Here is a 13,019-nt window from a genome sequence, read left to right as displayed (position 1 = left end):
CTGTAATTACTCGAAACTAAATTGCGAGAAGCCCCAAACGTTCAATCAGTTCGTTCCGAATAGCCGAAATCAGCCTCATCACGCTCCTACGCCGCCTAGAACGAAAATCAAGTTACAAATTATCAATTCTTATTTGACAATGATTATCAACACCACTACCGTCTTTGGCGCCGTAAGGAATACATGACTTTGGTCGCAACCTCTCGCCGCATAGGGTAGAACCATGCAGGATCTTGGAAACGAAGAGTGCAATAAAACTGACATTTCACTGACTCAGGTGCTGGTCGAAAACCGCGCCATATTGGTCAAAACTGCCGCTCGAATCACTGGCTGCCACAGCCGCGCCGAAGACGTCGTGCAGGATGCTTTCCTGCGTATCTCGGCCATGCAGGATATGTCTCTGCCCCTCAAGGCTGGGGTCAATTATGTGTTTCGTATCGTGCGAAACCTGGCCATCGATCACTACCGAAAGCAGGTCATGGAACTCAAATATTCGGGCAGCGAAGAAGAGGGCTTGAATGCCTCCAATCCTGGCGATACGCCTGAAGCCACCAATCTCCACCAGGAAACGCTGGAAATCATCGACGCCGCGCTCGGCGAGCTGCCTGGACGTACTCGTTATGCATTCGAGATGTATCGCCTATATGGCGTGCAGCAAAAAGAAATTGCCAAGGAGCTGGGTGTTTCACCAACCTTGGTCAATTTCATGATTCGCGATGCCTTGGTGCATTGCCGCAAGACCCTAGCAACTCGCCACCCTTGAGTTGCTCCAGGCAGGTCACGCAGTGTGCCAAGGCACAGCAGTACTGCGTCACCAGGCCACGCAATCCGCAACAGACGCCGCCCTCTTCCGCTCCCTCGCCTCGCCTCGCCTTTGCCACTATCAGCTCGACTGAGCGCCCCCTGAAGCTCACCAGCAAGATGCCCACACTTACAACCAGGCTAAAAGTGATGCGTCTGTATTCGTCTTGAAGGCATGCGTCGAGCTGTCGCTGACGTATCCCCTACAATCTCTCAGGAATGCCCAATGAATCGTCAGATGTTTCTTTTCGCCGTACTCGCGCTATCCACCGTCAGCGCCTGGGCAGCGGATAACTGCGCGACGGAAATCCACGGCACCGATCAGATGACCTTTGACAAGACCTCAATCGAAATCCCCAAGACTTGCAGCACATTCACTGTCACCCTCAGCCACCCGGGTAGCATGCCGAAGAGCGTGATGGGTCATAATTGGGTCCTGACCAAGACCGAAGATATGCAGGCAGTGATTGACGATGGTCAAAAGGTCGGGGAGGAAAAGGACTATCTGAAACCGCAAGATGAGCGGGTGATCGCTCACACCCGACTGCTGGGCGGTGGCGAAACGGACAGCGTGACGATCAAGACCAACGACCTGAAGACAGGGACACCTTACAGCTTCTTCTGCTCCTTTCCGTTCCACGCAACGCTGATGAAAGGCACTCTGACTTTGGGTTCCTGATTGTCGTGGGACCTGCACCGCTGTCAGCGGTGCAGCTTTTCAGCGCCCCGCCATTACGATGAAAAACCATATGGCGACGGCCAGTGGCACTAGCAGCAACCCACCAGTCGCGCTTTTGCGCAGCCAATGTCCACCCTCTACGACCGGCTGAGCATCTACGACAACGCCCTTCTTCTCGCGGCGCGGAGGAGCCTTGGGCTGCTCTGGCTGCCACGGCCAGTTGGGCATATAAAACACCAGCAGAATGCCAGCCAAGGTCAACCAGCCAGACCAAGCGGCTATACCGATACTCACCCCCCAACACACGCAACACAGCCCCAGCGACAAGGCCAGAAGCCCCCAGCCAGCCGCAGTCAAAACATTCATCCAGCGCGGAGCCAATACACGACGCAACAGGTGCTTGCAGTGTTTATCCATCGCCAAAGCGAGAGCGATGAAACCACCCAGGCTAGTTACCAAAGCCGCAATAATCATATGCTGCCTCCCGGTAAGAGCAGCCAGCACAGCAGACTGATAGCGGCAGTCGACAGTAGCATGCCGAGCCAGGCTTTGATCACGCTACGCACACTGAAGACCCAGATCACAGCCGCCGCATATAGCGCGAAACTGAGCATCGTGGATGCCAACACCGCCTGTGCCTTGGGCAACGGCCAGATCAAGGCCAGTAAAAGACTCAGCGCAGAAGCTAGGGCATACCCACCAATCGCCCCAGCCAATACTCGAGAAGCAACAGACCAGCGATATGCGGCCGATGGACCTCCTTTCATTACGCTACTGCCTCCTTACCCGAGAGACCTACCGCCGCTTCGGCCCTCAACCAACGTTTGCGAATTTTCACCGCGCCATAGGCAAAAATCGCCGCCATGCCGAACATACTCAGGTCGAAACCTGCCATCACCCAGTCGCCCTGGACGATGCTCACACCCAGATGACGACTGGTGGTCAAGGCATTGAGTACGGGAATCAAAGCAAAAGCCGCCGTCGCTATCCAGGCTGACTCCAGCCAGGCTTTCTTCAACGGACGCAACGAGGCATAGAGGAACATCCAGCCCCAGGTCAGAAACAGGCAATCGATTTCCCAGTCGGCCCGATCAACGAGATCCAACGGCAGCAGACGATTGGCCCAAAAATAACCCGCTACAGCCGTCGGCAACCCGACCAGGGTCCCTATGTTAAGCGCCTCGACCAGGCGCAAACCGTAGGTATCGAACAACGACGGGCCGTCGCCTTTCTTCGAATGCTGATTACGCCGTTTAACGGTCCACAGCACCAGGCCAGTGCCGATCATGCCGCAGCCAAGCAGGCTGGCGACCATATACAGGCCACGAATCCAGACGTCTGCAAAGCGGCCTTCATGCAAGCCGAAAAAGGTCATATTGGTCTTACCGACCGCATGACTCTTTTCCTCGAAATCCAACGGACGTCCATCATCGGCAGCGAAACGCAGCCTATCCTGACTGTAGAAATCCACCTTGCCGCCATAGATTCGACGCACCTCGACGAAAGCGGGCTCATCCTTCGGCTGCCTGATGGCCAGGCTTTCCACACCGCGCCCCGACCATTGGGCATCGGCGCGCCGGACCAGATCATCCAGCGCGACATGCGGCTTGCTCACGGGCTCATAGATCTTGTCATCACGGTCATACAGCTCGTCATACAGCGCCCTGCGCTGTTCACCAGTACCGTACAGCACCGTAGCGGCGGCCGGCATGTAGTTGAAGGCATAGAACAGCAGGCCACTGTAAGTAATCATCAGAAAGAATGGCAGCGCCATCACACTGACCACGTTATGCGCATCCAACCAGGAACGCTGGCCCTTGCCCGGTCGGAAAGTAAAGAAGTCCTTGAAGATTTTCTTGTGGGTGATCACCCCGGTGAGGATAGCCAGCAACATCAGCATGGTGCAGGCGCCGACGATATTGATCGCTACGCCATAAGGGATGTAGTGCAACGAGTAATGCATGCGGTAGAGCGCCCAGCCACCTCCCGTCTCACGCTTCTTCACCTCGGGCATCGGCAAGCCGGTGCGTGTATCCAGACGCTCTCGGTGCCTGTCGCCGAATCGCTCGCCTGGCTTAGGGAAACTTTCCCAGGCGATTTCCCATCCCTGCTCGCTGCGTGGGGACATGGAACGGTGCGGCAAGGTAATGCTCCAGCTCTTGGCACCGGGCGCAGCTTGTTCCAGGCGAGACAGAGAACGTTCGAACATCGCCGGACGGTCCACGTTCTCGATGTGCTGCTGCATCGGTACTTCCGGCGTCATCCAGCGCGAAATCTCGTCGTTCACATACCCTGTGGCACCGGTGACAAAAATGAAGAACAGCACCCAGCCGACCACCAGCCCGGTCCAAGTGTGTAGCCAGGCCATGGACTGGCGGAAACCTTCTTTCATCGTCGAGTCTCGATTCAGCGCCCCAGAGACAGACCGGGGCATACCAAACGCCTCTCCAGAGAGGCGCATGAAAATCGCCATACTAACGAGACTGATTATTATTTCTAGGCTTTTGTTAATACTTTTGACGAAAAGCCATCTGTCAATCTTTCACAAGACAATGACGAAGGCACTACTCCCCTATCTGGCTAGCTAGCACCCTGTACATCAGCGACGCACTAACTGGTGCTTCAAACAACCATCGTAATGAGTTTGCCGTACCACAACGGGTTTGATGCGCGAGTCGCCGCGAAAGGTCTGCTCAGTGATTCCTATCGCCATCTTGCGCATCCATAGCTACGAATACTACCGAGCCTGGATTTGCTTGCGCAGGTGCTGTGCAGCGGGCGTCAAAGCTTCCACTGCGTCGACGGCGGTTTCTATCCGCTAACGCTATCATGACGCTTCATATTGCCTGCGCTTGATTGAAGAGGAGTCGCCATGCCGAGCTCGAACCGCTATCCCCTGCGTCAGTGGATTTGGCGGGCGTTCGTGCAGAGTGCATTGATTCCCTTGATTCTGGTCGAGTCGGTATTGATCGCAGTCTACCTGCTCAGCAATCAGGCAATTCGTGATGCGCAGGTCGACCACCTGCAGGAAACAGCGGTCAAGGATCTGGTCAGTGCGGCGCTGCGCGAGGGGCAGGTTCTCGATGGACGCCTGCGCGCTATCGAGTCGTTGGTGCAGGTCTATCGCGACGCCACTCAGCGGGCCTTGCTGGATAGCCGTTTCCAGTCCGATGAGCTGGAATCTCGGCGCTATGCGACGACGCCCGACGGAGTGTCCTATACGAAAAGCGATGATGGGCGTGCGGCCTCCTTCTATGCCAACAGCACGCCGCTCGCGCAGCAGGATCATGCCAAGGTCATGCGCCTGTCCCAACTGGACCCGCTGATGCGTTCGATCCAGCAGACCAACCCGCTGGTAGCTGCGGTGTATTTCAACAGTTGGGACAGCTACAACCGCATCTACCCCTGGTTCAACACGCCGACCCAGTATCCCCACGATATGGTGATCCCGGATTACAACTTCTATTACCTGGCCGATGCCCAGCACAACCCGAAGCGCAAGACGGTATGGACCGATGTCTATCTCGACCCGGCCGGCCAGGGTTGGATGCTGTCGTCGATTGCGCCGGTATACCGCGAGGACTTTCTTGAAGGTGTTGTCGGGCTGGACATCACCATCGGCCAAGTGCTCGGCGAAATTGCCGGGCTGAACGTACCCTGGCAGGGTTACGCCATGCTGGTCAGCCGCGACAACAACATCATGGCCTTGCCGAAAGCCGGAGAACGGGATTTCGGACTGCGCGAGCTGACTCGGTATTCCTATGACGAAGCCGTGCGCCGTGAGGTGCTCAAGCCTGAAGACTTCAACCTGAGCAAGCGCGGGGAAATGGCGCCTCTGTTGCAGGCGATGCGCGAGGGCCCGGGGAATGCCCAGGAATTGCTGCTGGGCGGCCGCAAGCAACTGGTCGCCTGGAGCGAGATTCCGCAAACGGGCTGGCGCCTGTTACTGGTGGTGGATGAGGAGCATATCTTCCAGGACACCAATCAGTTGGCCAAACGCTACCAGCATATCGGCTACCTGCTGATTGCCGGGCTGCTGTTCTTCTACCTGCTGTTCTTCGCCTGGATGTGGCTGCGCTCTCGGCAATTGAGCAATCAGCTGGCGCATCCTATCGATGACATCGTCGCCATGGCCGGGCGCTTGGGTCAGGGCGACTATCTGGTGCAGGCGCCTGATAGCCATATCACCGAGGTCAGTCGGCTGGCCGATGCCATGCAGCAGGCGGGCAAGCAGTTGCAAGCCAGCGAGCAGGAGCGCCAGGAGGCGCAGAACCTCCTGCAACTGGTTCTGGAGAGCACCACCGAGAGCCTTTGGCAGATCAACGTGCGTGACCTGACGATCAATCTCAGCGAGCGGTTCATCAGGCGCTTTGGTTTGGGGGCCAGCCACCTGAGCCTGAGTGAATTCAACCAGCGTGTGCACCCGGATGACCTTGAGCGCTTACGCCACCTGCGCAAGCATTTCGCGGAAGGTGGTGGCGAACACTTCGATGCGGAATACCGCTACATGGATAGCCAGGGGCGTTATCTCTGGCTGCTGAGTCGCGGCAAGGTGCTGGAGCGTGATGCCAGTGGCTGGCCGCAGCGGATAGCGGGCACCCATGTGGATATCACCCGGCTCAAGCAGGTTCAGGATGAGCTGCGGCATGCCAGCCTCGAAGCACTGGCAGCCAGCCAGGCCAAGAGCCGCTTTCTGTCGAGCATGAGCCACGAGCTGCGTACACCGCTCAACGCCATCCATGGTTTTGCCCAGTTGATCGAAATGGAAGCCCAGGAGCGCAGCGAGCCGAGCGTTGAAGGCGACTATGCACGCGAGATCGTCAACGCCAGCCGCCATCTGACGTCTTTGGTCGATGACATTCTCGATCTGTCGAGTATCGAGAGCCGCCGTCAGCAACTGCAATTGCAGACGCTTGAAATTGGCGCCCTGCTCAATGGCTGTGCCGAGCTGGTACAGCCGGAGGTTCAACAGCGACAGTTGCACCTGCAAGTGATGGAGGCAGCCAATCCCTCCTTGTTCGTACAGGGCGACCCACGGCGCGTGCGGCAGATTCTGCTCAACCTGCTATCCAATGCGATCAAGTACAACAGCCCGCAAGGGATGATCCGCATGGGCTACGAAGTACGTGTCGATTGCGTGCGCCTGTGGGTCGACGATACCGGGCCAGGGCTTTCCAGTGAGCAGCTGGAACAACTGTTCCAACCGTTCCAGAGGCTGGGCCGCGAAAGCTCGAACATTCCCGGAACCGGCATCGGCCTGGTGCTGTGCCGCGAGCTGGCCAGCCTGATGGATGGCGAGATTGGTATGCGCAGCGAGCCTGGCGTGGGCAGTCGCTTCTGGCTGGATCTACCCAGTGCGGCACGGCCGGGTAAGGTTGATATCGAGTCCGAGCATGACTCGACAGCGACCGTGCAGCCTCTGGTACAGGTCCTGTGTGTTGAAGACCATCCGGCCGGCCTGAGGATTCTTCAGGAAGCCTTGCGCGACTTCGCCGAGGTTCGCGGAGTCGCCACGCAACAGCGGGCTTTGGCTGAGTTGAGCAACGATGTACCGGCCTTGCTGTTGCTGGATATCGACCTGCCAGATGGCAATGGTCTGGATATTCTCGATGCCATGCGTGCTGACCCTCGGTTGCGTGAAGTCCCGGTGATGGTGATCAGTGCAGTGGCCGATCCGGCATTGTTCGCCGAGGCCAGAGTACGTGGGGCATCCACATGCCTGACCAAGCCGGTGGACTTGCAGGAAGTGCGGCAGGTGGCACTGGGGTTAATCAGCGGTTATTGAGCAGTTGTTCACGAGCTCGCGAACCCGCCGGCCTGAGTGCCGGCCCACGATCCCAGGTCGCTTCGAGGCAGGGATCACTTCTATTGGAACGAAATTGGCCCGTATTGGCCAGCAGAACGCAACACTGACTCTGTCTGGCTGAAAACTAACGAAACCTGTATAAATGTTACGTTATAACAAATTATATAGGATAGTTTCATGTCTGTATCTGCACACAGGGGCCGGGGCTGGGCGCTTACCAACATGGCGTTTTCCATCGGCATATCGGCTTGCTCATCAGCTCTGGCTGCACAGGCAGAAACCGCAGAAGTCACCGAACTCGGTGCAATCGAGGTGGTGGGTAAAGGACAGCGAGAAGAGCACATCAAGCCGCTGGCTCGGAGCAAGGTCAGCAACGCCCCGGAAAGTCTGCCAACTGCCGTCTCCACCATTTCGGCAGACGAAATCAAAACGCTGAACGTCGACCGGGATATCTCCAACATCTATCGCCGCGTGCCGGGTGTGGTCGCCAACAACATCGACCAGGGTGACACCGGCAACGGCTTTCGCATGCGTGGTTTCGCCACCAACGGCACCCATGGCGCAGACGTAGCCGTGTACGTCGACGGCGTGCCGCAGAACGTGCCGTCAAGCCAGGGCGGTGCCGGTCACGGTCCGGTGTTTCTCGAATGGCTGACACCGCAGATGATCAAGCGGGTCAGCGTGATCAAAGGTCCGGTGTCGGCGCTGTACGGCGATCAGAACCGCGCCGGCTCGGTGAATATCGAAACGCTCGATGGGGGTGACGTGGCCTCGAGCATCGGCCTGGACATCGCCAGCTTCGATGGCCGCCGCGCGAACCTGGTGCTGGGTGGCGAGCATGAAGGTTTCGAATCCCTGTTCATCGCCGACATCTACAAGACCAATGGCTATCGCAAGACAGCCGAGACCAATCGCGACAACTACTTCTGGAAGCTTTCCAAGGTCATCGGCGATGCCAAGTATTCGGCGCGTTTCAGCCATTACGAGTCGGACTTCAAGAACGATGGCTACCTGAACCTGCCCGCGCTCAGGGCCGGCACCATCAGCCGCCGCGACACCGACAACCTCTATGGTTTCGGCACCGCCAATCGCAACACCTATGTGCTCAACCGCGCCCCTGCTGAGGGCGAAGAAGGGCTGTACTACACCGCCTATTTCGAAGATTTCAAGCGTGTGCGCGCCATCGCCAATGGCACCAACACTCACAACTACGGCAAGGATGATCGCGACATCTACGGCGGCCGCCTGGCCTATAACTTCGTCTACGAGGACTCGGCATCGCTGATGCTCGGTGCCGAGGTTCGCCGCGACAAAGGCGAGGCGTATCGCCAGCAGTACCGCAACTTCGAACCGACGCAGAGCTATTACTATGACTTCGACATGGATCTGCTCACCTACGGCGTGTTCGCCCAGGCCCAATACAAGCCAATCGACTCCCTGAAGGTGCTGGGCGGCATCCGCTACGACCGTTTTGACTACGACATCGACAACCGCAAATTCCGCAACGCCGACACCGGCTATCACAGCTCGGTCACCACACCGAAACTCGGCCTGGTGTGGACGCCTATCGAGCAACTCGAAGTATTCACCAACGCCGCCCAGGGCTTCCGTTCGCCGGCGGCGGAATACATCAGCTCCGGTAGCAGCAGCGCGCTGGTGCCAAGCGACACAGGCGGTCGAATCAACGGCAGTGTTCGCCCGAGCAAGGTGACCTCCTACGACATCGGTTTCACCGTCCGCCCCACTGAACGCCTCTCCAGCACCACCGAGTTCTACTACATCCAGAACGACAGCGAGACGCTACAAGTTTCGCCTGGTGTCTACGAGCAGGTCAGTGACACCACGCGCAAGGGCGTGGAGACCAGTATCAATTACCAAGCCACGTCCACGGTAAGCACCTACGCCAGTTATGGACGAATCATCGACGCGGTGATCGACAACCCACCGGCTGGCACCGGTGATCGACTGGTCGTCCCCGAGCACACCTACAAGGCTGGGGTGCAGTACCGCGATGCATTCATGGCAGGCCAGCTAACACTGAACGCCGACGTTTATCACCTGGCAGGCATCCCCTACTACGTCGGCATCGAGAAAAAGGAAATGCCGCCCTACACCCGCTATGACCTGCGCGCCAGCTACGACTACAGCGACTACCAGTTCAGCCTGTATGGCACCTTCCAGCCGCACCGCTATGGCAGCGAAGTCGCCTATGGCACCACGACCGGCCTGGTGATCGTGCCGCAGCCGTCTACCACACTGGGGGCGTCGGTGAGGTATTTCTTCTGACTTGTGGTCCGCTGCCTGGTAGAGCAGCGCCTCAATAGCAGTAGGGGTCTGCCCCTCCAAAGAGGCAGACCTCGAACGCTTCAAGCGTGTTAATGGCAACACTCCTACGCAGTGTCTCAGTTACAGGTTTGAGCACTACTGGGAAAGACACCGAGCCTGCACTCAACTGTTCGTCCTCGCATGAGGAGATAGTGAATAGTAAACAATCTATATTATCGGCAATTTAATACCCATTCAGTAACGTACACTGAACCTCTCAGCGTTCACCGAGAATTAGATTTAAATGGACATTCTTGAGCGCGAGCGTCTCTTAACGAGATAAAGCACCAATTAGCGTCTGGTGAAATCACCATAGGCAAAGCTATCCGACAACTGCGAAAGGAAGTCCCTGGCCTACAGCAGGCCCGCTTCGCTCAGATGTGCAAATTGTCGCTTCGAGCATCACAGCAACTCGAACATGACGAGAGCAACCCGGCGGTCCAGACGCTGAATAGCGTTTTCAAGCCATTTGGGATGCAGGTGGGGATTGTGCCAAAAACTCAGCGGTGAAATCTCTCAGCAGTAGAGAATGGCTCTGAACCCGTAAAGTTTTTATACATATATAAAAATCCTAAACCAGGAAGCAATTTACCGATGTTTACGAACTGAGACCCGATAATCCGGGCCTCAGTTTATTTAATCGCGATCAAGCCCAGCTTGCCGCAAGCACCACATCCAATTGCTGACGCTGACTCGCAGTCAAATTTGACTCTCCACCAGCAGGAACACCAAAAGACGCCATGGCATCGACCAATCCTTGCACCTGGCTGTCCACAAGCGTTTTACCGTCAGAGGTCTGAAAGACCTCAACTCGGTAAGAACTGCTGGAGTACCAGTCCTTGACCGTCACGGAGTCTTGTGTCCCACCAATAGATACGTCCAAGTTATTACCTGATCGCTTGAACCATAGGTCCTCGATTGATATTCCATCTCCAAATAGCAGCTTGTCGGTGACACTGGAGTAGGTCGAGGTCTCGACAATGGTGTCCTGGCCATCGCCCTGGTTGAACACATACTTGTCAGCGTACCAACTACCATACAACGTATCGTTACCTGTGCCGCCAGCAAGGATGTTGTCTTTCGATCCCGTGCTCACACGAAGAACGTCATCGCCAGCGCCACCGTAAAGCTGGTTACTTCCAGCACCACCATCGAGCGTGTCGTTGCCATCTTCGCCATACATAATGTCATTGCCGGTCCAGCCGTTCAGAACATCAGCTCCTGCTGTTCCTCGACTCACGATCTGACCTTGGATATGGGCAAGGTCCCAGGTTGCTCCATCAGCAAACTGCACTTGCTCGATGCGATGCGCATCGATCGCCGAAGCGCTCGACGCTGCCGAGCTGAACCAGTCTTTTACCTTTACTTGGTCCGTCCCATTGGATAGGGCAAAGACCAGGTCGACACCCACCTTGCGTACTTCGACGTCACTCTCCTTGATCCCCTCACCGAAGATCAACGTGTCGGTAACACTGGAGTAGGTCGAGGTCTCAACAATGGTGTCCTGACCATCGCCCTGGTTGAACACATACTTGTCGGCGTACCAACTGCCATACAACGTGTCATTACCTGTACCGCCAGCAAGGATGTTGTCCTTCGATCCCGTGCTCACACGAAGAACGTCATCTCCAGCTCCACCGTAAAGCTGGTTACTTCCAGCACCGCCATCGAGCGTGTCGTTGCCGTCTCCGCCGTACATGAAGTCGTTGCCGGTCCAGCCGTTCAGAGTGTCGGCCCCGGTTGTTCCTCGACTTACGATCTGACCTTGGATACGAGCAAGGTCCCAGGTTGCTCCATCGGCGAACTGAACTTGCTCGATACGATACGCATCGTTTGCCGAGGCACCCGATGCGGCTGAGCTGAACCAGTCTTTTACCTTCACCTGGTCTGTCCCATTGGATAGGGCAAAGACCAAGTCGGTACCCACTTTGCGCACTTCGACGTCACTCTCTTTGATCCCTTCACCGAAGATCAACGTGTCGGTGACACTGGAGTAAGTCGAGGTCTCGGCAATGGTGTCCTGACCATCGCCCAGGTTGAACACATACTTGTCGGCGTACCAGCTACCATACAGCGTGTCATTACCTTTTCCGCCTGTCAGGACATTGTCCTTTGAGCCATTAGCGACAGTAATGATGTCGATGCCATCAGCCCCGTTGATAACATTTTTAGCGCTATCACCTGCTTGTAAGCACCAAACTGTGCCATCGGCGAACTCAATCAGTTGAACAGGTACAGAACTGTAACCAGAAGCGGACGAATAGAAGAAACCTTCAATTGACACGCTATCTGAGGTGCCAGAAATTCGAGCTACCAATGAATTTCCAGAGCGCTCTAAAGCAACCATTTCTGTCGATATTCCTGAGCCGAACACGAGGGTGTTCAGCTTATTTTCTGTCTTATCAGAAAAAGCCCTGATGACATCATTCCCATCGCCAATTCCAAATAGATAGCGGTTGTTGCCCAAGCCTCCAGAAATGCTGTCATTTCCAGAACCGCCAACAAGGGTGTCGTCAGTCGCATACCCAGTAAGCACATCGGCACCGCCTGACCCGATCAAAGCCATTGCTTTAACCTTAGGTATGTCCCAAGCCGTGCCATCGACAAAGCGGATCTCTTCCAAGCGATAGTTGCTTGTGCCATCTGCACCAAAATAACTGCTAACAGTGATTTTGTCTGACGTGCCAGACAAACTCAGGATCAGATTGTCGCCTGAACGGCTGATGATGATGTCACTGGGCGCGATATCCGCTGCAAACTCAATCGCATCGGTCTTGTTCGCGCTCGTGTCGTAGTTGTAGACGGTGTCCTGGCCCCAGCCTCGGCTGAACTGGTAGGTATCAGAACCGGCATCACCCGACAGGTAATCATTACCTGCACCACCAATCAGGATGTCGTTGCCTGCTCCACCGTAAAGCGTGTCGTTGCCGGCATCGCCATTGAGCACGTCATTGCCCGCTTCACCGTAGAGTATGTCGTTCCCTTCTCCACCACTCAGCGAGTCATTGCCCGCACCGCCGTAGACATAATCGTTACCGGCGCCTGCGGAAATACTGTCATCCGTGGCATAACCAGTAAGCGTGTCGGCCGCGTCGGTACCCGTGATAGCCATCGCCTTGACCGTCGCGATATCCCAGGCCGTGCCATTGGCAAAACGGATTTCCTCAAGGCGATAGTTGCTCGCGCCATCCTCACTGAAGTAGCTGTTGACCGTGATCTTATCGGTGGTACCTGCCAAGCTCAGAACCAAGTTGGAACCTGAGCGGCTGACCACGATGTCGCTAGGCGTGATATCCGCCGCAAACTCAATCGCATCGGTCTTGTTCGTGCTCGTGTCGTAGTTGTAGACGGTGTCCTGACCCCAGCCTCGGCTGAACTGGTAGGTATCAGAACCGGCATCACCCGACA

Annotated in this window: 8 protein-coding genes (1 of these 8 only partly in view); 4 read left to right on the top strand and 4 right to left on the bottom strand. The window is 56.3% G+C overall.

Annotation, left to right across the window (positions count from 1 at the left end; all coding sequences use genetic code 11):
- Positions 1-223: 223 nt before the first annotated feature.
- Both ACSZPK_RS25475 and azu read left to right on the top strand, forming a co-directional pair.
- Positions 224-763, top strand: coding sequence for an RNA polymerase factor sigma-70 (locus tag ACSZPK_RS25475; RefSeq protein WP_437884418.1), 540 nt, complete (start codon positions 224-226; stop codon positions 761-763).
- Between the two features lie 264 nt (positions 764-1,027).
- A complete protein-coding gene (gene azu / locus ACSZPK_RS25470) occupies positions 1,028-1,480 on the top strand; it encodes an azurin (protein WP_437884417.1) in 453 nt (150 codons plus the stop codon).
- A gap of 39 nt (positions 1,481-1,519) precedes the next feature.
- Here azu and ACSZPK_RS25465 read toward each other — a convergent pair whose 3' ends face one another.
- The 3 genes from ACSZPK_RS25465 to ACSZPK_RS25455 form a co-directional block, all read right to left on the bottom strand.
- A complete protein-coding gene (locus ACSZPK_RS25465) occupies positions 1,520-1,954 on the bottom strand; it encodes a DUF3325 domain-containing protein (protein WP_437884416.1) in 435 nt (144 codons plus the stop codon).
- Positions 1,951-2,094, bottom strand: a complete 144-nt coding sequence (locus ACSZPK_RS25460; protein WP_437884430.1) for a DUF3649 domain-containing protein — start codon at positions 2,092-2,094, stop codon at positions 1,951-1,953. The genes ACSZPK_RS25465 and ACSZPK_RS25460 overlap by 4 nt, the downstream gene beginning before the upstream one ends.
- 152 nt (positions 2,095-2,246) lie before the next feature.
- The gene (locus ACSZPK_RS25455) at positions 2,247-3,953 is read right to left on the bottom strand and encodes a PepSY-associated TM helix domain-containing protein (RefSeq protein WP_437884415.1); all 1,707 of its coding nucleotides are present in this window, start codon (positions 3,951-3,953) and stop codon (positions 2,247-2,249) included.
- 399 nt (positions 3,954-4,352) lie between these two features.
- Here ACSZPK_RS25455 and ACSZPK_RS25450 point away from each other — a divergent pair, with 399 nt between their 5' ends.
- Both ACSZPK_RS25450 and ACSZPK_RS25445 read left to right on the top strand, forming a co-directional pair.
- Complete coding sequence (locus tag ACSZPK_RS25450) at positions 4,353-7,265, top strand: hybrid sensor histidine kinase/response regulator (RefSeq protein ID WP_437884414.1); 2,913 nt, start codon at positions 4,353-4,355, stop codon at positions 7,263-7,265.
- Between the two features lie 198 nt (positions 7,266-7,463).
- Positions 7,464-9,572 (top strand): TonB-dependent receptor, encoded by a 2,109-nt coding sequence (locus ACSZPK_RS25445; RefSeq protein WP_437884413.1) that lies wholly within the window; start codon positions 7,464-7,466, stop codon positions 9,570-9,572.
- Positions 9,573-10,257: 685 nt separating this feature from the next.
- On the opposite strand, the gene ACSZPK_RS25440 is transcribed toward ACSZPK_RS25445, so the two are convergent.
- Positions 10,258-13,019: the 3' portion of a calcium-binding protein gene (locus ACSZPK_RS25440; protein WP_437884429.1), read on the bottom strand. The gene runs 1,435 nt beyond the window's last position; 2,762 of the gene's 4,197 nt are visible here — the last part of the coding sequence; the start codon falls outside the window, past its right edge — the gene reads right to left on this strand; its stop codon occupies positions 10,258-10,260.

Origin of the sequence: Pseudomonas sp. LRF_L74, from assembly GCF_965644255.1 — a bacterium.
Taxonomy (GTDB): domain Bacteria; phylum Pseudomonadota; class Gammaproteobacteria; order Pseudomonadales; family Pseudomonadaceae; genus Aquipseudomonas.
This window is presented reverse-complemented; position numbering and strand designations above follow the sequence as displayed.